We start from the raw sequence: 18,956 nt of genomic DNA on the forward strand, positions 1-18,956 counted from the left end.
AATCTTTTTTAACGACGCAATTCCCCATCTTCCTGGATCACTTTCGAAACGTTATGTATTCCTCCTTGGAAGAGAAGACCTAGATAATCGGATAATTTTCTAAGATCGTAATTGTCTTCTTTTGCTAGGAGAACCATCGCTTCGAACCCGGCGGCTACCATCATTACGGAAGTGATGCGGATCGGATGCGCAGGAAAACCTCCTGCAGCTACCATTCTTTCCAAGTCACTGTCTAATTCTTCCAAGATATAGGTCATCGAGCCGCCTTGGAATAGGTATCCCCGAATAATATCCCTGTTCCTGGTCAATAGATCCAAGTGAATTCGATCCTGCATCATCACTTGGAAGACGGCAAAGTAGGCATCGCTTAAAAAAGCTAAAGGACTTTCCGCTTTTGCACGGGCCTCTCTGATCCCCTTTCGGATTCCTTCGGCTAATTCATCCGCAATGTCTTGCATTACGGATTCCTTATCTTTGTAATAATTATAGAAGGTTCCCTGAGCAAGCCCGCTTTCTCGGATGATTTCTCTGGTGGAGCAAGCCTCGAATCCTACACTTGCAAAAACCCTACGAGCCGCATTTAGGATCGCATTTCTATTTTTTGTTTTGTTGTCCTGTCTTCTGGACCCGGAAGTTATTAGTTTCATTGGGAATAACGAATATACTTTAGTTTATGAATTTTTTTTAATACAGTTTTAGCCGCGTGATATCCGCACATACCGTGTACTCCTCCTCCGGGAGGTGTGGATGCGGAACAAATAAATATATGAGGATTAGGAGTCGTGTACGGATCCATCTTTGCGATCGGTCGAAAGAATGCTTGTGTAAGATCTGCCGCTCCTCCGGTGATCGCTCCCCCCACATAGTTTAAATTATAGGAATAAAAGTCCTTTGTATTCATGGAATGTCTGGCTAAAATCCTGTCCTTGAAACCCGGAGCGAATCTTTCGATCTGGGCTTCCAGAACTTCAGTCAAATCCTTTGTGGAACCGGAAGGAACATGGCAATAAGCGTATCCTGTATGTTTTCCTTTAGGAGCCCTGGTCGGATCGAATTGGCTTTGTTGGACAACCAACATATAGGGACGATCCGGATGTTTTCCCGACCATACTTCCGATTCGGCCTTTGCAATTTCGGAAAATTTTCCACCCAAGTGAACTGTGGATGCTTGCAGACAACGGGAATCTTTCCAAGGGATAGGTCCATCTAAGGCCCAATCCATCTTGAATACTCCCGGTCCGTAATTATAAGATGAAATTCTTTTTATATAAGAGGAGGATAATGTATTTCCTGCTACCGAAGCTAATTGATCCGGACTTGTATCAAAAAAAATACCCTTTGTTTTAGGAAGTTGGGAAAGACTTGAGACCTTATAATTCGTTTGGATCTTTACTCCGAGACCTTTTAGATAGGACTCCAGGGATTTTGCGATCATTGCGGATCCGCCTTCTACCACAGGCCAAGAGCGTACATGTCCCGTTAAAGAGAATAAAAGTCCTAGAGCTCCGCTTAAAAACTTCTCCAATGGAAAGATAGAATGTCCCGCGCAACCCGCGAATAAGGCCTTGGCTCTTTCTTCTTTAAACCAAGAATTAGCGATCGATTTTGCGGAACGTAGTCCTAATAATCCGAATCTCGCCAGTAAAAAAGGATGTTTCGGTATGCCAAGAGGAGCTAACGCATCCGACAAAAGGCCTTCCGGATTTTTTAGAAAAGGGGAGATCAATTTTATATAGGATTTTTTATCCGCACCTAAATCTTTTGCGGTTTCTTCTAAAGATAATTTTAGTAATACCGCGGATTCCCCATCCAAAGGATGAGCCACGGAAGCTTCCGGTTCTATCCATTTGAGTCCGTGTTTTTCCAAAGGAAGTGTTTTAAGATAAGGAGATAAAATTCCCATAGGATGAGCGGCGGAGCAAACATCATGGAGAAAACCGGGTAAGGTTAACTCTTTCGTTCGCAAACCGCCGCCTATCGTATCAGAAGCTTCCAATACCAAAACGGAAAGTCCGGAATTAGCCAGAACGGATGCTGCCGCTAGTCCGTTCGGGCCGGAACCTATGATACAAATATCATATTCTTCGGAACTGAAATCCATTATTTAGTCGGCCAGGGTTGGAGTTCCTTCAAATCGGCAACTTCTATCTTTCCGTCTTCTAACAATCCTTTCTCAGCGTCGTGGATTCTGTAGTGAATTGTGGATTTTCCTAACGGTTGGCCTTCTATAAAGATACAACGTAGTTCTTCATCTTTGAAACCGCACTGTGCCTGCACGGATCTAAGTAGTTGTTCGCTATGTAAGTGACCTTCTCCGAAGTTCCATCCTACCACCATACCGGCGATCAGTTCACCTTCTACCCATTCGTACTTTTCAAAATTTTTGACCGCTTTCGGAACTAATTTTTGGAATGCTTTTCCGTGTAGGTGCATGAGTCTAAACGCCATCACCTTACTCACCAAACCTACCGAAACTTTTCTTTCGTAAAACATATCCAACTGGTCGTACAACCATCCGGAAGTTTTGGTAAGCTTCTCCAATTTTTTATAACTATCTTCTTTGAACATCCATACGCTTACCGCCCAATTTCCTGCGTAATATCTCATCGCAAGTAAGAAGGAGATCCAATCCGGTCTGATATTTCCGATCAACGGAAGAGCTAAAGAGAACACGAATAAGAAAGCGGCAACAGGTGCGGACTCCAATTGGAAAGGAGTGATGGTCGGATTCGCTCCAAATAAGAAGAACCCTGAGTAAACCACGAGGAAGTTCCATTCAATCGGAACTCCCATCGGGAAGTTGCTTGTGATATAACTATGTAGGAATACCATCATTCCGAGTCCTAAGTATAGAACTGTTTGGGAACCGGTCATGATCGCCGTAAATAGAACGATTGGAGTTCCCATTTCTAGAACGATTCCCATATTCGCTTTCGCTACGGCCGTGGAAGAAGGACGAAGATCTTCCGGGTAATTCTTATACATCGCCTTTCTGAACCAAGCGAAAGGTGTGAATGGGCTATTACTTGCCATCACGCAGACAACGCTCGGAAAGTGGGAGTTAAGTTTGGAAAATCCTGCAAACAACCAGATGGAAAGTTGGACGATCATCGCACCCGCGATCCAGTTTTGTGCGAATGCAAATACAACTATTGTTACCCAGTAGTGTTCCGCTCTTGCAGCAAGAAAAACAGTTTTATCTAATATACCTGCGATTACCAAGCTGATGATGATCGGCAAAAATTGTTCGAATCCCGGCGCAGGGTGGATCAAACAGAGAACGGAATAAACCAAAACGGAAGCGTAAGCAACGATTTCCAGAATTCCTCTGGTCTTTCCTCCTATGATAGGAGCTCCTTCGAATAAAGGCATTTTGGTGGTCTTAGGTCTTAGGAAGTATAAAAATCCTCCAATGGGAGGGAAATATCTTCCGGTTAAAGGACCACTTCCGCACCCAAGTCCCAGAACCTCGAATAACAAACTCCATACGATCGCTTTTTGAAACGCCACCGGAACAAACCACCAAGTAACAGTTCCCCATGTTCCGAGTCCTGGACTAAAAGAACAGAAATAGATCCAACCTGCAATGTACAATGCGATTTTTAAAACATATACGATATATGCCCCGAGAGGGGAGCCGTAACCTTGGACTGCCCAGGCTTGGCAGGACAAACGGGCCCTATCTGCGAATGACATTTTCGCCCAGGCCAAGGCATCATAAGGGGGAGCTTTAGGAAGGAACATCTTTCTCTCCGTATTCTATATTTAGAGGGAGTGATATACTACAGTATAGAGAAATGTCAAGAAAAAATGACTGATTGGTCATATTTAGAATGTGTTTTACGGGAGGGCCGCGCCCACTCGCTTCGCTCGGGTCAGGCTCTCGCCTCCGGTCAAAAAATCGCATTCGCGATTTTTGTGACCCCGGCTCGATCCTTCGCGGGTATTGCTAGAAAAGTTTTCCTTTTATACCAAGCCCCTCTGAGGCCTTCGTAAACTCTGTGCGAAACAAAGATCTTGACATAGTAAAAAATATATATTTCAGTATATATATTTATGAATCGAGCCAAAATATTCAAAAATGGAGATAGCCAGGCAGTTCGTCTTCCGAAAGAATATAGATTTAAAGGTAAAGAGGTCTATATCCATAAGGAAGGAGAAACCGTAGTATTGACCCCGATCGAAGATGCTGTAGATAGATTTTGGAATGCTCTAAATGGATTTTCCGCCGATTTCAAAATAGAAAGAGCTCAGCCTAAGGATTACGATAGGCGCGATCCTATATGAAAAAGTATCTTTTAGATACGAACATTTGTATTTATATCATAAATCAAAGACCTGATCCGGTTTATAAAAAATTAAAAAAGGTAGCTTTAGAGAATATCTATATCTCTTCTATTACGGAATTTGAATTATATTTTGGAGTCGAAAAAAGCCTTCATAATGAGAGAAACAGAAGAGCATTATCTGATTTTATCGGATATTTAAATATATTACCATTCGATAGCAATTCATCGAAGATTGCGGCTAAAATACGCTTCCGTTTAGAAAAATCGGGGAAACCGATAGGCCCTTTCGATCTATTAATCGCGTCTCAAGCTATTTCCCATGATTATATCCTTGTGACTAATAATGAAAAAGAGTTCAAAAGGATTAAAGAGTTAAAGCTGGATAACTGGTTGTAAAGCGAGGTAACGACCCGAAGGAGTCGGTGATTGAAGGTCAAACGAGATCAAATGAGTCTGCAGCTTAAATTGCGAGAATGGTTAAAACTGGACGAAAAGTTGTAATTGCAGGAGTGTATCTACCGGGACTCGCCGTTACGCAATCTCGCATCCTGCTCGATTTGGCTCCACGGCGTCTTTTGCACTCGCTTCGCTCTCTACGGATCGCTGCAAATGCTTTCGTGCAAAAGCTTCGAGTCCTCTGTACCTACCGGGACTCGAACCCGGACCCCAGGCTCCGGAGGCCTGTACTCTATCCGTTGAGCTATAGGTACTTATGTAGGTGAGTTTTTGGGAGTTACCCAAGCAGTCAATCTGATTCCTGGAGCATGGATTTTACGGAAATTTCAGGAGAGGTATCCGAGGTTTTTTGCTTACATTTTACCGCTTTTTTTCAGTTTGCCCATAGACGTTTTATGGTTTCCTTTCGGCTTTTTTTACTAGCCTGCTTCTTACTTCCTGTTTCGATTTTTTCGGAAGGAGAGAAAGTTGCAATCGACCTGAACGAATCCAAGCGCCTCTCCAAACAAGTGCTGGAAGAAAAACGAAGCGGTTGGTATGCGACCGGCCTTCCTGTTTTTTCGGAAGATCCCGTGAGAGGACAAGGTTACGGAGCCAGAGGATTTTTATACCAAAACGGAAATCGTTCCGATCCTTATTTCGAGTTCCAACCTTACAAATATAGATTCGGCGCCCAAGCTTACAAGACCACAAAAGGTGCGGACTATTATGAGTTTACTTTCGACAGTCCTTTTCTTTTCGATACCGCTTATCGTTTGAAGACTAGTATTTCTTATAGCACGAATAAGAATTCTCAATATTTCGGGATTGGAACAAGCACGTTACGTGAAATTCAATATAGAGATCAGAACCAACCTACAGGCGAACTGAAGAATGGAGGCAGCTTCTCCGATCTGGAGGACGCACTTTCCTATCGCAGACCTTCTTCTCCCCGATCTATATATCCGTATGAAAGTAATGTGTTGTATAATACTTACGAATTTCGTTCTACGACTGCTACGTTCTCTGTGGATAAAACTTTTTGGGGAGCTTTTCGTTGGATTGTTGCTCCTGAGTTTTCTCAGAATGTCATTCGAACTTATGATTATCCGAATGGAAGAATTGCGACTAACGGAGATTATTATTCTGTAGCAAGAGATCCTGCGACAGGATGGGGTTCTTCTTATCCGAACGGGACTTCTAAACTTACCCGAGACTACCAAGCTGGTTTGATCAACGGATATCATGGTGGAAATGTAAATTATATTCACGTTGGTTTTGCTTACGATACAAGGGACTTCGAGCCTGATCCGGATTCCGGCGTTCTATTGGAGATGAATTATTCTTCTTCTTCCAAACGTGCAGGCTCCGATTTCGAGTTTGAGAAGTTTTTTACGCAGGGAAAATTTTTCTATATGCCTTTCCCAAAACTTTTCGAAGAACTTGTGGTTGCGGGAAGAGCAGGTCTTCATTATTCCAAAGGAGAAGTTCCTTTTTCAGAATATCGTTATATGTGGTCCATCGACGGACCGATCAACGGATTGGGCGGTCTACAGACTCTGCGAGGTTATAGACAGGAAAGATTTATCGCTCCTATGATCGGTTTCGGGAATTTAGAGATTCGCTGGAGATTCAGCACATTCAAATTTTGGGATCAATTGATCACATTGAGTTTGGTTCCGTTCTATGATTTCGGCAGAGTATGGAACGGATATCATGATTTCAGCACGCAAGGGTATAAATTTTCTTACGGTACAGGTTTGAGAATCATCTGGAACCAAGCCACAGTGATCTTGATAGATTACGCCAAGTCAAGAGAAGATTCCCAGCTATTCATAGACATAGGCCAGATCTTCTAGAGCCAATCACCGAAAATACTTCAATAAACTGTTTCATTCGATTTTTGGGGATTGGCTCTGAGAATCATGGAGCATAGAAATTTGCTGTTCAGAATTTGTATTCTGTAAACACTTGAGTTTGGCCGGACCAAATACACAAATCGGCCTTAAGAACAATCAAAGAGAGTCAAGATGAAGATCCAATTTTTTGTCGGACTAATTTCAATTCTGTCCCTATTCCCATTTACACTTTCGTCCTTCTCCGCAGAGGAAGAAACAAAACTGATCGAAAAGGCGTTAGTGGAAAGTTTGACCACACAAGAACAAAAAGAGGCATTTAAAAAATACCTGACCAATCTATCCAAGAAAAAAAGGAACGAGGCGAGTCATTTGAGGGAACTTGCTTCTTCCGAACCGAATCACTCTGGGGCTCGTAAGAAGAAGTTAATAGAACTAGCGGTTCAATTGGAAAAGGAAGCTTCTATTCACGAAGAAACTTTAAAAACTTTGCAACAATCTCAGGTTCAATAAGGGATTTTTTCGGATACAAGTTTTAATAATTCTTCCGTAGATAGTTTGGCATCTAGACGGACTGTATTCTCCGGAAGAATTTCCTCGTATGCTTTTTTGATCTTTGTCAAAGCGCTGATCGTTTCGAATCTGTCTTTTGTAGTATCTCTTCCTTTTAGTCTTGCCAGAGCTTCTTCCGGTTCAATCTCCAGATAAAAAACTTTTTCAGGTTCCGGAAATCCCCTGTCTAAATTTTTTTTTAGGATCTCCTTTGCGGAAAAAAATTCTCCGGACTGGTAAGCGGCCGTAGAATACATATATCGATCCAATAACACGATCTTTTTTTCAGCGATGGAAGGTAGAATATTCCTTTGAAGCGAGACTTCCCGATCTTCCAGAAACGCTTCGATCTGTTTTTCGGGAGAAAGTTCTATTTCTCCGCTTAAAAATTTTCGCAAGTACAGCCCGGATTCGTACCGAGTCGGTTCCGCAAAACAAATTGCTGGAACATGTTTGGAGGTAAGAAGGTCTAAGACCCGGACGGAAAGGGTACTTTTGCCACTTCCGTCCAAACCTTCAAAAACGTAAAATCCAGGTATTTGTGCCATGCCTTTGAATTGGAAAGCCACTTGACATGAGTGGTTTTGCTTCGAATGCTGAAAGCTCATCTACCGGAATCCCATTCCCGAGGGCAGGAATCCATGAAAAAAAACGACAGATTCAAAAATTTCCTGGTGATAGGCATATCCGTTATGGCCGGAGTGATCCTTTCTCCGATCTTATATTGCGGAACAGGAAGTGACAGCGCTTTATTCTTAAATGCAAAATCGGATAGAGAACCGAGCGCATCCGCAAAAGCCGCAGTCTCTATTCAAAAAGCATTCGAAGAAGTTTACGAAAACGTTTCACCAAGCGTAGTGCTGATCGCTACCGAAGGAACAGTCAACGTTCCACAATACAATGATCCGTTTCAGGAATTTTTTTACGGACCACAAGGTAGGGTCAGAAATCAGAAAAGAAAAGTGAGCGGACTCGGTTCCGGTTTTATCCTGAACAAAGAAGGATATATTCTGACCAACGATCACGTAGTTCGTAATTTCGATAAATTTAAAGTAGTTTTCAAAAATGTAAAAGAGCCTGTTTCCGCTAAGTTGATCGGAACGGATCCGATGATTGACGTTGCGCTTCTAAAGGTAGAGGCAAGCCAGGATCTACAACCGATCGAAATTGGGGATTCTTCCGCAGTGAAAGTGGGAGATTGGGCGATCGCGATCGGTGCTCCATTCGGTCTGGAACAATCCATGACAGTGGGAGTGATCTCCAAAGTAGGAAGAGGTGGGATCGATAATTCCGGAGTACATTATATCCAGACGGATGCTGCGATCAACCAAGGAAATTCGGGAGGACCACTTCTGGATATCAACGGAAGGGTAGTGGGTATCAACCGTATGATCGTTTCTCCGAGCGGCGGCTCCATCGGTTTAGGTTTTGCCATCCCGATCAACGAAGCGAAGACAATCGTAGAAGAATTAAAATCGGGCGGAAAAGTCAAACGTGCCCGCCTAGGAGTCGCATTAGACGATCTTACCGAAGAGACTGCTAAAGAACTTAAACTTTCCGGACCGGAAGGTGCGTTCGTTCGCCAGGTGCAGAATGGTAGTGCCGCGGCAGAAGCAGGTATCGACGTGGAAGACGTGATCTTGGAGATCGACGGAACCAAGATTAAAAACGCGAATGAAGTGGTTTCTAAGATCAGGGCTTCTAAAGTGGGCCAGCGTATTTCCGTCCTAGTCTTCCGAAAAGGCCAGGTCCTAAAAATTTCGGTCAAGCTGGCGGAGTAATATAATCTTTTGGCAGGACATACCTTAAATCCGGAGGATAAATTCGACGATGAGATATCTCTTCGTCCCTCCTTATTCTCCGAGTTTATAGGACAAAAAGAGATCCTGTCTAATCTAGGCGTATTCGTAGGCGCAGCTAAAAAAAGAGGGCAGGCCCTGGATCATGTACTTTTATCCGGGCCACCCGGTTTAGGTAAGACCACACTCGCAGGTATTATTTCCCAGGAGCTTGGCACTAGGATCGTAGTTACTTCCGCTCCCGTTTTAACGAGAGGGGCAGATCTTGCAAAACTTTTGACCGATCTAGAAGAAAGAGATATATTATTTATCGATGAAATACATTCCCTAGGCCGCAAGGTAGAAGAGATCTTATATCCTGCGATGGAAAATTTCATGATCGATCTTCTCGTGGGGGAAGGGATCACTGCTCAGACAATCCAAATCAAATTAAAACCGTTCACCTTGATCGGCGCTACCACTCGAAGTGGGCTCATCTCGGATCCCCTTAAGAGCAGATTCGGGATCCATTTCCGTTTGGAATATTATGACGATTCCGAGATGAAAGATATCGTTCTCCGATCCTCCAAGATCCTGGGTTATGAAATAGAAGAGAATGCAGCCTTTGAAATAGGACGAAGATCCAGAAAAACTCCTAGGATTGCAAATCATCTACTCAAAAGGGTGAGGGACTTTGCAGAGGTAAAAGGAGAAAAACAGATCCGAATTCCCGCTTGCGAAGAGGCATTTTCCCGCCTCGGAATAGACGAATTGGGTCTGGATAGAATGGATCGCCAGATCTTGGAATGTATGATCGATCGATACAAAGGCGGCCCAGTCGGCCTGAAACCGATCGCTGCGGTCATCGGAGAGGAAGAAAGGACTCTGGAAGACCATTACGAATCCTATATGGTAAGAGTTGGCTTGATCAATAGAACCTCTTCCGGTAGAGTTGCCACGGAGAAGGCTTACAAGCTGATGGATAGAGTTCCCCCGGCTTTCGGCAAAAGAATAGAAGAAGATGCGGCTCCCGGCCTTTTTTAAAAGTGAAATAGATAATGCAGGAGATTTAGGAGAGGACGATCGTCGCCTTCTATTTGCCGCGTTTTTTGTATTCGCATTCGCTTCTTTCTTAGTAGCACACTTATTCACACGTAATATTCTATTTAAGATCTTGGGAGAAGATCCGCTTGTTCAGGTAAAAGAAAGATCAGAACGAGAAAAAATATACGAAGTCCTCTTAGAACAGGAGTTCGTGGACAAAAGGATCAAGGACGAATACAAAGCTTTATCTAATGTAGAGTCCGCGGGTTCCGGCGGGATCACAAAAGAAAAAGGATTTCATACACTTTCACCTTTTCGCGAATTCGTGATGGGAAATATTTTTAGAAATCCTTCTAAGGCGACTCCCGAGAATTCCCAAAAGAAAACGGAAGAGGAAAAAGTTTACGAAGTCGCTATCTTAAAACAGGATCCGGTGGAATTTACCAATCCGAACGAACAAACTCCGGAGCAAGCCCCGGCCACCGGAAGACTCACGAAGATCCCGTTCAATTATCGTTTCCAGCAAGACATGCTTTTTCGTTGGGATGGGAGTTCTTCCATGAGCGTTCCTACTAAGAAGTTAGTAGGTTATGAGTATTTCAAAAGAATGCTTCGCCAGATCGAACAAAGTTTTTCTCCTCCTGGTGGCGGAAACTACGGTTATCGTGACGGTGCGGGAACGGTAATCCGAGAAGCGATCGAACCAGGCGAAGCAAAAGTCCAATTTTTATTGAACGACGCAGGCCAGGTAATCGATACGAAATTGATCTCTTCTCAAGGGCAACCTCTTGTGGACCAATCCTGTGTGGATGCACTCAGGGGACAAAACTTCGGAAGGGTCCCGGAAGAAGTAAAAGCACAGGGAATGATCTACGGAATTACTTTTATCTTTCCTCGTATTTACCGAAGATAATAAATATCTAATATTTCTTCCGAAACGTCCGCTTCGAAGATCATACGGCGCTTAGTTTCAAATTTAATTCCGTTCTTAAGGTTTCGAATTTTTCGTTCGGTGTAATTCCTTTGGATTCCGCTGAGAGTTCGGGGCGGATAGAACTTACGAAATACATATCCACTTCTCCCTTACCTTTTGCTTGGATCTTTCCTCTATGCTCGCATACGAAGAAATCTTTTATTAGTTCGTAGGTGGAACCGGAGACATTTAAATATCCCGGTTTACCCGAAGATTCCATTCTACTTGCAAGATTGACTGCGTCCCCCCAAACATCGTAGGCGAATTTATTGGAACCGATCACTCCGGATGTTACGGGTCCTGTATGAATTCCCACTCTCAACTCCCAGAATGGAAGACCCATTTTAGATTTCATCTCTGCCGTCTTTTGCATAAATCTCAGAAATTCTAAACCGGCAAGGCAATTGTCCACCGCATGGGTAAAGTTGGTATTCGGAATTCCTCCCGCGCACATATAAGAATCGCCGATCGTTTTTAGTTTTTCCAAACCGTAACGAGAAACTATCGAATCGAATTCGGAAAAACAATTATGTAGATCTTCGACCAGATCTTTCGGCAACATTTCCGCCGCAATTTTAGTAAATCCGACAAAGTCTGTGAAAAGTATGCTCGCAGATTCGTAATATACGGGAGTGACCGATCCTTTGGATTTTAATTCTTCCGCAACGGTTTTGGGAAGAATATTCAGCAATAGTAAATCCGTTCGGTCTCTTTCTTCTGCGAGTTCTTTCGTCCTTTCGATTACCTTCTTCTCCAAATTAACGGATAATTCTTCGCTGGTATTGAATGCGCTTGCGATCCTTCTGCCCAAAGTCGCCGCATCAGCAAATGTCAAAAGAAATAAACCAGCGGGAGTAAGATATCCGGGCCCTATATGGAATTGGTAAAAAATAAAATCGTTCAATACGGCCGCGAAGAAGATCCCCAAGCCGAGTAACATTAATTTTGCTCCCTGTAGCCCTTTGAATATGGCTATCGTCAACATGATCATGCTGTAAATTCCCGAAAATACGATTAGGCCTTGGTAGTAAGGGAGAGTGTAACTGAAAATTGCGGGAGGAAGCAATATGATGGAAAGACAAGGAGGAATAGATAGAGTGAAAATGACAATCATAGCGGTTTTGTTAAACTGAGCGGGATACAAAGTTCTGAGAAACATCGCCATAAAAGGTACTCCTAGATAAAAGGAAAGATATTCTATTCTGACCATTAAGTTCCATGGAACATCTCGGAATAATTCTCCTATAAATCTTTCCCCGCTGGTAAGTACTCTGGAGGTAATAACTATACAAGTAAGGGAGAACCAAAGGATCTCCATTTCTTTTTTGCGAAATAGAAAGAGGCCTATATGATACAGCCCCATGATCAGTAATGCTCCCGCCAAAAACGCACTCGTAATCCTGTTCCTGTCTCTCGCTGAGAAAATTTCGGCGGAGTCTCCGAGTAAGATCGGCATTTGGAAACCGCCGTTACGATGATAGTGATTCGAAATATACATCACTAGATCCACTTGTTTGGAATGGGGAACAAAACTAGTTTGAGCAAGATATTCCGGACTTTCTTCTTCCGGAGAAGATCCCGGATGCCCATTATAGGCGACTAACTTGCCGTTCCAATATAAGGAATATGCGGAACCTTGGCCGTCATCTATTCGTATCGCAAGATCGGGAGAGTGATCCGGAAGATATAATCTTAAATGATACGTAATGTACCCTACGGCAGGTAAGGGGTTTCCATTTAAAAGATGACCGTTCCAAACTCCTGGAACCGGAATGAACCCGCTTGGTTCTGAAACAAGGTCGTCTTGAAAATTTTTAGGAGGAATGAATTCTTTCCAATAATATCTCCAGTCTCCGTTTAATTCTAACGTTCCGTCCTTTGTAAAATCCCAGTTACTTAAATCGAGGTTCCCATTTTCCGCAATAGGTCTTTCCTTACCTCTGGCTTCGGCGCAAGAAAAGAAAGATAGAAAACAAATAAGGATAGCAAAAATGAAAAAACGAATTCGACGGCCTGAATCACTCATATGCGTAGATCAATAGGGGAGAAAAAACTCATTCGAGCGAGCATTTTTTGCGACCCGGTCGATTCTTCCGAAATTATTTGATGGAAGAATATGCGTATCGCTCGTTCGAGTAGTATTCCGGAATTTCAGGCTTATATACTTCCAAAATTCAAGCCGAACAAGGATTCCGAGCGAGTTTTGATAAAAAACTGGACATCCATGACTGGTCATATTATGACTTGGCGTATGCAACTATCCGCAGCCGAATTTAAAACCAAATGTCTAAGCCTAATGGACATGGTCCAAGAAACCCAGGAAGAAGTGATCATCACTAAACACGGAAAACCTGTGGCCAAGCTAGTGACCATCAAAGATAACACCGCGGCACGCTTATTCGGTTATCTAAAAGGACGGATCCAAGAGAACGAAGATATCGTTCCCAGTTTAGGATTACGTTGGGATGCGGATTCCAAATAGATGATCGTTCTCGATACTCACGCCTGGATTTGGCTCATGGAAGGAGATCCTAAGATGGAAAAAGAACCCATTCTGAGGAAATTATACAGACATATTCCTCACAGAGGGATTTATATCTCCGAAATATCCGGCTGGGAAGTAGGAATGCTTATAGTCAAAAAAAGGATCCAGATCTCGGGAACCTTGAATCGATGGTTGCAAGATGCGTATACTGCTCCGGGGATCCAGCCTTATCGTTTAACTCCGGAAGTAATCGTAGAAAGTGTAAATTTGCCCGATTCCTTTCACGGGGACCCTGCAGACAGGATTATCGTAGCCACTGCAAGAGTTCTAAATGCGGAGCTCGTCACTAAAGATAAGGAAATCATTAAATACGGGAAAAAGGGAAACTTAAAGGTGATCTCTATATAGCCCGCCACGCGGGTTTCAGGAGCGAGGCGACTATAACCCGATCTAAAACAGATCCTGGATCGCCTTCCAAAGTTTAGCGTATTCTTTTTTTCTCTCGTCTTTATCTTTCAGTTTTAATAATGTTTTTTGGAACCCGTTTGTGCCTGTGATCTTGACTCTGTTCTCGTTCAGGACTTCCACTTCGTAAAAAACCTCGTCTACTTTATAAGAAAAATTCAAGGTGCTTGTGGATTTCATCGGATATTCTTTATCTTCTAAGATCGCCTTAGAATTCCTGAAATCCAGATATACACATTGAGTGTTTTTGAGCATAGGCTCGCAGAATTTTCCTGCGGGAGGAGGCACAGGTTTTACCCCGCAAGCCAAAAAAGTCAAAAGAAATAGAAAGAAAGAATATTTCATTTTCTTAATCCTCTACGGGCAATTTCGTTTTCAGGGTTTGGTTCTTGGAGAGTATTTCTCTTGCGAGTTCAAGGACTTCTTCCTTTCTGTCTCCCGAGTTAGGATAATATTCCTCCAATAATGCGATCGCTTTCGGTGAAAGATTTTGGTAATAGAAGATCCTAGCTTCTAAAATTTTAGAACTTCCCGTTAGAAAGTCCTCGTTCACATTTTTGACCCTTCTTAAATAATCTAAGGAAGAAACGTATTGTCCTGCCCTGAATTCGGACAAAGCGATCAAAAAATCGGATTCTCTTGCGGAAAGCAGTAAGGAGCCGGAGATGTCCTGCCTGGAGAGTATCTTTTTCAAGAACTCGGTATTTCCGGAAAGTGCACTTCCTACCAAACAGGTCCAAGCATAACCCGATTTTAATTCGGGACTTAATTTTTCGGGTTCTATGGAGATCAGAAGTTTATTCAAAGCCGAACGACTGAGTTTTTGTCGAATGGATTCTCCGAATGCGATCAGATATCGGTTATCGGTCGATTCTAAAAATTCCGGATCGATTGCTTGTGCCCTAAGAGCTTGTCTATACGAATCTTCCACAAGAGGGAGGTAAGAACTATCTTGTTCTAAAAATTCTTGGAAACCGGTATATGCGATTTTGGAAAGAGTGACCGAATCAAATCTAAAACCTAATAGTAAAAATTCGTAATATCCCGAAAGAGCCGCATAATGGTAAGAGATCCCTTCTTTAGGATTAGAAGTCACAAAATCTTTTGCGGTAGATTTGAATTCTTTAATCTCCCCTTCTTTTGGCTCACCTTTTACGATTCCTTCTTGGAGTAGTTTTCTCTCTTTCTCCAGAAGTAAACGCCTGTCTCCCGCGAACAGGTTTTTGATATCTTGTCTGAAAAAAAAGGCAATCCCTGCCAAACCTAGCAGGATCAAAAAGAACACTAAAGGTTTGTAATTCGCTTTTTTTCTGTAACTTCTGTGGTTGGCTTGGTAGAGCATGTCTAAAGTCAGATTCTAAAAAAAGCCCGGACCTTTCACTTATTTTTTAGGGTTGGAATTCCTACTCTAGCTTGACTCTCGAACCCCTCCTGGATTCCGTGTAAATATGCCTTATAATTATGATTTTGACGAGGATTACGAAACAGACGGCGACGAGGATTACCTCGACGAGGACGCCGTAACTTTTGTATGCGAGGATTGTGATCATCGTTGGGAAGATGATACAGACGGATCTTACGACGGCCCAGAAAATCATATCTGCTCCATGTGCGGCTCTTCAAACGTAATAGAACTCTAATCTTTCAGCGGTCCGGCTTTTTCCCCAAAATTTCGTTTCGGACCGCCTTAATTCATCTTACCGTTATCTTTTTATTTTCGGTTCCCGTTTATTCGGTGGATTTCGACCAAATATATGAATATTATAAAAAAGGAAACTATGACACCTTAGTAAAAGTTTCCCGATCGGGGCTTAGATCCGGAGAATTGGATTATAAGATCCTTTTATTATATGTAGCTTCCGAATCCAATCTGGAGGAGATAGATAAAACTCTTTTAAGTATTTATTCCAGATCCAAGGAACAACCTTCCATTTTTTATAATTCCGTTTTTCTATTTTTAGAACGCGCACTTGTTTTGGAATCATACGAATCTGGAAGTCGTTGGGGAAAAATTTTCCTATATAAGGGAGAGTCTTCGGTTCGATACTCCGAAGGTGTTTACACATACGCATGTATATTGTATTCTTCCCAGGAATACGAGGCGGCGAGTTCCGTTTTGGCAAAACTTAAATCAGTGCCGGCGGATTCCAAATTGGGAAAACGGATCCGGATCTTAGAGATCGGTCTGGAAAAGAAAAAAGAGGAAAAATGAAACCGGGAAAAAAATCAAAAGGTCTTCGGATCCAAACCGGGGAATTAAAGGGTAGATTGATCCCTTCTCCAGTTAGTCCTGAGGGGAAGAGTAATTTTACTCCGGCGATCATTAAAAAATCATTATTCGATATCATTGAATCCCTTCAGCTCCAAGGACGTTTAAATTTAGAGGATTCGGCATTCGTCGATCTATTTGCGGGATCAGGCCAAATGGGGATCGAATCCTTGAGTAGAGGTTTTGCCAGAGCAGTATTTTTGGAACTTGCATGGGATAGATTTGAAAGCCTGAAAGGTGTTTTGGATAAATTAGGAAAACCTCATTTAGTTTTACGTAAGGACGCCTTTAGGTTCTATTCCGGTTTCGATATTCCGGAAAGAACAAAGGTGTATTTTATGGACCCTCCTTATTCTTTCTGGGAGAAAAAAACGGAAAAATTGAAAAAGGTAGTGGAGGAAATATCCCAAAACGAGCCGGGTGTGGCCGCAATTATCGTTCAATCTCCGGTTCCTTTGGATTGGGAAAATTTTACTTCTCGTTCCTTCGGAAGGAATACCTTGAATGTCCGAGTTCTGGTCTAGATTTAAAAATCTTCTTCGATCCGAATTTCACTCCGGGAATCCTTGGGTCCATTCCGGGGTTTTCGTATTTGTCCTTACACTTCTTTGTCTACTCACAAATACATCTTTGCATGTGATGGGAGTGGATATCAGCGAATTTATTTCTCTTTTTTACGGACTTGTACCTTTATTACTTAAAGATTTAGGAGGAGTAATCGTTTCTTCTTATGCGTTTTTTGTTGGTGTGGTCATTTTATTTTTAGGTCCCGATCATTCAGATTGGAGGAACCGGAAAAAAATCCCAATATATAAGATTTATTTAATTTTATTTTCCGTATTGTTCCTTCTATTTTGCGGATCTGTTTCCGAATATCCTCAAGTATACGGGGAATTTTTCTATTATAGGCATGCTTGGGCGGTAGGTTTTTTATATTTTATTACGGACAATTTTTCTCCATTCTTCTTTAAGTCCGTCCTATTTTTATTTTTAGCGGTGCAGGTGGTTCGGACCGGATTCGGTTTTTGGAAATCTAAGTCTTACGAATCTTTGATCAGATATACGGTTTTTATAATATTATTTTATTCTTTTCATCTTTTGGGATCTACTTGGGGAATTTTAAGCGCTTCCGCTTTATATTCTTTCGATATTCGATTTTCTCCTTCTAAAAAGGATCTCGTCTTTGCTGCGGTCGTGCTCTTAGGTTTCGGATTTTCTTTTTTTACAGGATCCGGTTTGGAGAAGCGGGAGAGCGCGGTATCTAAAGAAGGCTTGAGACATTCTTCGGATATAAATGTCCTGATCATTTCTGCGGACAGTATACGCCAGGACCGATTGGGATTTGTAAGAGGGGAGAAGGATAAGACCCCGAATATAGATCGCCTAGCTTCCGAATCTCTCGTGTTTTTGGACCATCATTCCACGATCCCTAGGACATTTCCTTCTTGGGCGGATTTTTTAAGCGGTAAATATTCTTTTGAACATGGGATCCAGGATATGTTCCCGGATAAAGAAGATCGTTCTAAATTAGGAAATACGGTCGCTACACTTCCAGGTATTTTAGGAAAATCTCATAGAACATTCGTTATCTCTTCTTTTGCAGGCGATATTTTTCCGAGAGCGAATTGGGGATTTCAAAATGTATATGCTCCTAATTTTAGTGCGGAGACGTTGACTCAACAGAGAACGATCGAGTCTCAAGTTTTCTTTCTACCCGTTTTGACCGGGACTTTTTTCGGGGGAGGGGAATATCTTTCTTCTATCCGATCTCTTCCGAGCCTGGGGGATGATTCTCGGATTCTTCCGGATCTATTCTCGGTGTTCGATAAAAAAGATCGGCCGTTTTTTGCCCTGTATTTTTCTTCCGTAACTCATTTTCCTTATAGTCCTCCGTATCCCTTTTATAAGAATACGGATCCAAACTATTACGGACCTTCCAAATATTTTCGTTTTGTGGATCCGAGTAATTCTGAAAAGCCTGATAAAAAAGAACAGGATCAGATCCGTTCCGTTTATTCCGCTTCTCTGACTGCTTTCGATTTTTCCGTAGGGAAAATTGTAGAAGAGCTGAAAAAAAGAGAATTATACGACAATACGCTTATCATTCTCACTTCCGACCATGGAGAGTCGCTGTTCGAAGAGGATCATAGCCACGGTCATGGAGAACATCTAAGAGGGGAAGGTGTGACTAAGATCCCTCTTATCATCAAGTTCCCGAAATCTTTCGAAAGAAAGGAAGTCCGCAATTTTAATGGGATCACAAGTTCGGTAGATGTTTTCCCGACGATCCTATCTATCGTAGGAGTTCCTGCAGACCCAGGACTTTCTCTCCGTGGAAAAGATCTGACCAGGCTTCCAAAAGAAGATACTTGGATAGAGGATCGTTCTGTGTATTCCGAGACCGGGATTTGGTTTTCGGATCGGGGAGAGCATTTTTTTCAGAAGGATCGTATCCGATATCCGAATATTTTGGAGCTACATACGATCGATCCGAATGACGGAAATAGTGTGACCGTTTCCGATCCCTATGCAAAAGAAACCGTTCTTTTTTCCAAACATAGAATGCTCCAAACCGGGACCAAAAAGCTGATCTATGTTCCGAGCCCGAATGGTGTGTTGTATTCCTGTTACGATAGGATTTCCGATCCATGGAATACGAAGCCGCTTCCTGCTTCTTATTGTGGTGATTTGCAGCGTAAGTTGGAGCTCCTGCTACTGGGTTCCGGGAAATGGAAGAAGGCGGGAGACTATTTCCTCCCAAAATCAGAACTTTGATCCGACCGCTTTTTTCTTTCTTGTTCGGAAAGACT

Annotated in this window: 20 protein-coding genes and 1 tRNA gene; 13 read left to right on the forward strand and 8 right to left on the reverse strand. The window is 42.5% G+C overall.

Going from position 1 to position 18,956, the window contains the following annotated elements:
* Positions 1 to 8: 8 nt before the first annotated feature.
* Genes LEP1GSC192_RS17610 through LEP1GSC192_RS17620 form a run of 3 tightly spaced genes read right to left on the reverse strand, consistent with a single transcriptional unit; the run spans position 9 to position 3,744 of the window.
* Positions 9 to 647, reverse strand: coding sequence for a TetR/AcrR family transcriptional regulator (locus tag LEP1GSC192_RS17610; RefSeq protein WP_020771534.1), 639 nt, complete (start codon positions 645 to 647; stop codon positions 9 to 11).
* Positions 644 to 2,101, reverse strand: coding sequence for an NAD(P)/FAD-dependent oxidoreductase (locus LEP1GSC192_RS17615; protein WP_020771430.1), 1,458 nt, complete (start codon positions 2,099 to 2,101; stop codon positions 644 to 646). Before LEP1GSC192_RS17615 ends, LEP1GSC192_RS17610 begins: the two co-directional genes overlap by 4 nt.
* Positions 2,101 to 3,744 (reverse strand): DUF3556 domain-containing protein, encoded by a 1,644-nt coding sequence (locus tag LEP1GSC192_RS17620; RefSeq protein WP_020771318.1) that lies wholly within the window; start codon positions 3,742 to 3,744, stop codon positions 2,101 to 2,103. The genes LEP1GSC192_RS17615 and LEP1GSC192_RS17620 overlap by 1 nt, the downstream gene beginning before the upstream one ends.
* Before the next feature lie 312 nt (positions 3,745 to 4,056).
* Between LEP1GSC192_RS17620 and LEP1GSC192_RS17625 the strand changes: the two genes are divergently transcribed.
* Positions 4,057 to 4,287: an antitoxin gene (locus LEP1GSC192_RS17625; RefSeq protein ID WP_020771312.1), complete on the forward strand. Its 231-nt coding sequence runs from the start codon at positions 4,057 to 4,059 to the stop codon at positions 4,285 to 4,287.
* Positions 4,284 to 4,685 carry a type II toxin-antitoxin system VapC family toxin gene (locus tag LEP1GSC192_RS17630; RefSeq protein ID WP_020771126.1) on the forward strand — a complete coding sequence of 134 codons (402 nt, stop codon included), beginning with the start codon at positions 4,284 to 4,286 and terminating at the stop codon, positions 4,683 to 4,685. Before LEP1GSC192_RS17625 ends, LEP1GSC192_RS17630 begins: the two co-directional genes overlap by 4 nt.
* Before the next feature lie 242 nt (positions 4,686 to 4,927).
* Here the strand turns inward: LEP1GSC192_RS17630 and LEP1GSC192_RS17635 are convergent.
* Positions 4,928 to 4,999 (reverse strand) — tRNA-Arg (locus LEP1GSC192_RS17635).
* A gap of 141 nt (positions 5,000 to 5,140) precedes the next feature.
* On the opposite strand from LEP1GSC192_RS17635, the gene LEP1GSC192_RS17640 reads away from it, so the two are divergent.
* The gene (locus tag LEP1GSC192_RS17640) at positions 5,141 to 6,583 is read left to right on the forward strand and encodes a DUF5982 domain-containing protein (protein WP_036091017.1); all 1,443 of its coding nucleotides are present in this window, start codon (positions 5,141 to 5,143) and stop codon (positions 6,581 to 6,583) included.
* 171 nt (positions 6,584 to 6,754) lie between these two features.
* Entirely contained in the window at positions 6,755 to 7,093 is a 339-nt protein-coding gene (locus LEP1GSC192_RS17645; RefSeq protein WP_020771365.1) for a hypothetical protein, read from the forward strand.
* Here the strand turns inward: LEP1GSC192_RS17645 and tmk are convergent.
* The gene (gene tmk, locus LEP1GSC192_RS17650; protein WP_020771399.1) at positions 7,087 to 7,680 is read right to left on the reverse strand and encodes a dTMP kinase; all 594 of its coding nucleotides are present in this window, start codon (positions 7,678 to 7,680) and stop codon (positions 7,087 to 7,089) included. The two genes, LEP1GSC192_RS17645 and tmk, sit on opposite strands and share 7 nt — an antisense overlap.
* Before the next feature lie 93 nt (positions 7,681 to 7,773).
* On the opposite strand from tmk, the gene LEP1GSC192_RS17655 reads away from it, so the two are divergent.
* From LEP1GSC192_RS17655 to LEP1GSC192_RS17665, 3 genes are read left to right on the forward strand one after another with little or no spacing between them, the layout of a single operon-like run.
* On the forward strand, positions 7,774 to 8,913 hold the full coding sequence (locus tag LEP1GSC192_RS17655) for a S1C family serine protease (RefSeq protein ID WP_036091020.1): 1,140 nt from the start codon (positions 7,774 to 7,776) through the stop codon (positions 8,911 to 8,913).
* Between the two features lie 9 nt (positions 8,914 to 8,922).
* On the forward strand, positions 8,923 to 9,954 hold the full coding sequence (ruvB, locus tag LEP1GSC192_RS17660; RefSeq protein WP_020771302.1) for a Holliday junction branch migration DNA helicase RuvB: 1,032 nt from the start codon (positions 8,923 to 8,925) through the stop codon (positions 9,952 to 9,954).
* A complete protein-coding gene (locus LEP1GSC192_RS17665) occupies positions 9,932 to 10,867 on the forward strand; it encodes an energy transducer TonB (protein WP_020771164.1) in 936 nt (311 codons plus the stop codon). Before ruvB ends, LEP1GSC192_RS17665 begins: the two co-directional genes overlap by 23 nt.
* Positions 10,868 to 10,907: 40 nt before the next feature.
* Here the strand turns inward: LEP1GSC192_RS17665 and LEP1GSC192_RS17670 are convergent, their stop codons facing one another.
* Complete coding sequence (locus LEP1GSC192_RS17670; RefSeq protein ID WP_020771533.1) at positions 10,908 to 12,953, reverse strand: adenylate/guanylate cyclase domain-containing protein; 2,046 nt, start codon at positions 12,951 to 12,953, stop codon at positions 10,908 to 10,910.
* Positions 12,954 to 13,178: 225 nt separating this feature from the next.
* Here LEP1GSC192_RS17670 and LEP1GSC192_RS17675 point away from each other — a divergent pair, with 225 nt between their 5' ends.
* Positions 13,179 to 13,409 (forward strand): type II toxin-antitoxin system Phd/YefM family antitoxin, encoded by a 231-nt coding sequence (locus tag LEP1GSC192_RS17675; protein WP_036091026.1) that lies wholly within the window; start codon positions 13,179 to 13,181, stop codon positions 13,407 to 13,409.
* Positions 13,410 to 13,820 (forward strand): type II toxin-antitoxin system VapC family toxin, encoded by a 411-nt coding sequence (locus LEP1GSC192_RS17680; protein WP_036090870.1) that lies wholly within the window; start codon positions 13,410 to 13,412, stop codon positions 13,818 to 13,820.
* A gap of 42 nt (positions 13,821 to 13,862) precedes the next feature.
* On the opposite strand, the gene LEP1GSC192_RS17685 is transcribed toward LEP1GSC192_RS17680, so the two are convergent.
* Complete coding sequence (locus LEP1GSC192_RS17685) at positions 13,863 to 14,222, reverse strand: hypothetical protein (RefSeq protein WP_020771481.1); 360 nt, start codon at positions 14,220 to 14,222, stop codon at positions 13,863 to 13,865.
* A 4-nt stretch (positions 14,223 to 14,226) separates the two neighbouring features.
* Complete coding sequence (locus LEP1GSC192_RS17690) at positions 14,227 to 15,219, reverse strand: hypothetical protein (RefSeq protein ID WP_020771096.1); 993 nt, start codon at positions 15,217 to 15,219, stop codon at positions 14,227 to 14,229.
* A 106-nt stretch (positions 15,220 to 15,325) separates the two neighbouring features.
* Here LEP1GSC192_RS17690 and LEP1GSC192_RS19650 point away from each other — a divergent pair, with 106 nt between their 5' ends.
* Genes LEP1GSC192_RS19650 through LEP1GSC192_RS17705 form a run of 4 tightly spaced genes read left to right on the forward strand, consistent with a single transcriptional unit; the run spans position 15,326 to position 18,921 of the window.
* The gene (locus tag LEP1GSC192_RS19650; protein ID WP_020771278.1) at positions 15,326 to 15,517 is read left to right on the forward strand and encodes a hypothetical protein; all 192 of its coding nucleotides are present in this window, start codon (positions 15,326 to 15,328) and stop codon (positions 15,515 to 15,517) included.
* Positions 15,518 to 15,546: 29 nt separating this feature from the next.
* Positions 15,547 to 16,089 carry a hypothetical protein gene (locus LEP1GSC192_RS17695; protein ID WP_036091029.1) on the forward strand — a complete coding sequence of 181 codons (543 nt, stop codon included), beginning with the start codon at positions 15,547 to 15,549 and terminating at the stop codon, positions 16,087 to 16,089.
* Positions 16,086 to 16,670: an RsmD family RNA methyltransferase gene (locus tag LEP1GSC192_RS17700; protein WP_020771526.1), complete on the forward strand. Its 585-nt coding sequence runs from the start codon at positions 16,086 to 16,088 to the stop codon at positions 16,668 to 16,670. The genes LEP1GSC192_RS17695 and LEP1GSC192_RS17700 overlap by 4 nt, the downstream gene beginning before the upstream one ends.
* Complete coding sequence (locus LEP1GSC192_RS17705) at positions 16,651 to 18,921, forward strand: sulfatase (RefSeq protein WP_020771480.1); 2,271 nt, start codon at positions 16,651 to 16,653, stop codon at positions 18,919 to 18,921. Before LEP1GSC192_RS17700 ends, LEP1GSC192_RS17705 begins: the two co-directional genes overlap by 20 nt.
* Positions 18,922 to 18,956: the final 35 nt, after the last annotated feature.

The organism is Leptospira sp. B5-022, assembly GCF_000347035.1.
Classification (GTDB): Bacteria; Spirochaetota; Leptospiria; order Leptospirales; family Leptospiraceae; genus Leptospira_B; species Leptospira_B cinconiae.

Coding starts and splice junctions, on each gene's coding strand:
- LEP1GSC192_RS17705 (WP_020771480.1), top strand. CDS start 16,651: ATGTCCGAGTTCTGGTCTAGATTTAAAAATCTTCTTCGATCCGAATTT.
- LEP1GSC192_RS17685 (WP_020771481.1), bottom strand. CDS start 14,222: ATGAAATATTCTTTCTTTCTATTTCTTTTGACTTTTTTGGCTTGCGGG.
- tmk (WP_020771399.1), bottom strand. CDS start 7,680: ATGGCACAAATACCTGGATTTTACGTTTTTGAAGGTTTGGACGGAAGT.
- LEP1GSC192_RS17655 (WP_036091020.1), top strand. CDS start 7,774: ATGAAAAAAAACGACAGATTCAAAAATTTCCTGGTGATAGGCATATCC.
- LEP1GSC192_RS17645 (WP_020771365.1), top strand. CDS start 6,755: ATGAAGATCCAATTTTTTGTCGGACTAATTTCAATTCTGTCCCTATTC.
- LEP1GSC192_RS17640 (WP_036091017.1), top strand. CDS start 5,141: ATGGTTTCCTTTCGGCTTTTTTTACTAGCCTGCTTCTTACTTCCTGTT.
- LEP1GSC192_RS17610 (WP_020771534.1), bottom strand. CDS start 647: ATGAAACTAATAACTTCCGGGTCCAGAAGACAGGACAACAAAACAAAA.
- LEP1GSC192_RS17615 (WP_020771430.1), bottom strand. CDS start 2,101: ATGGATTTCAGTTCCGAAGAATATGATATTTGTATCATAGGTTCCGGC.
- LEP1GSC192_RS19650 (WP_020771278.1), top strand. CDS start 15,326: ATGCCTTATAATTATGATTTTGACGAGGATTACGAAACAGACGGCGAC.
- LEP1GSC192_RS17700 (WP_020771526.1), top strand. CDS start 16,086: ATGAAACCGGGAAAAAAATCAAAAGGTCTTCGGATCCAAACCGGGGAA.
- LEP1GSC192_RS17630 (WP_020771126.1), top strand. CDS start 4,284: ATGAAAAAGTATCTTTTAGATACGAACATTTGTATTTATATCATAAAT.
- LEP1GSC192_RS17670 (WP_020771533.1), bottom strand. CDS start 12,953: ATGAGTGATTCAGGCCGTCGAATTCGTTTTTTCATTTTTGCTATCCTT.
- LEP1GSC192_RS17665 (WP_020771164.1), top strand. CDS start 9,932: ATGCGGCTCCCGGCCTTTTTTAAAAGTGAAATAGATAATGCAGGAGAT.
- LEP1GSC192_RS17625 (WP_020771312.1), top strand. CDS start 4,057: ATGAATCGAGCCAAAATATTCAAAAATGGAGATAGCCAGGCAGTTCGT.
- LEP1GSC192_RS17675 (WP_036091026.1), top strand. CDS start 13,179: ATGCAACTATCCGCAGCCGAATTTAAAACCAAATGTCTAAGCCTAATG.
- LEP1GSC192_RS17680 (WP_036090870.1), top strand. CDS start 13,410: ATGATCGTTCTCGATACTCACGCCTGGATTTGGCTCATGGAAGGAGAT.
- LEP1GSC192_RS17690 (WP_020771096.1), bottom strand. CDS start 15,219: ATGCTCTACCAAGCCAACCACAGAAGTTACAGAAAAAAAGCGAATTAC.
- LEP1GSC192_RS17620 (WP_020771318.1), bottom strand. CDS start 3,744: ATGTTCCTTCCTAAAGCTCCCCCTTATGATGCCTTGGCCTGGGCGAAA.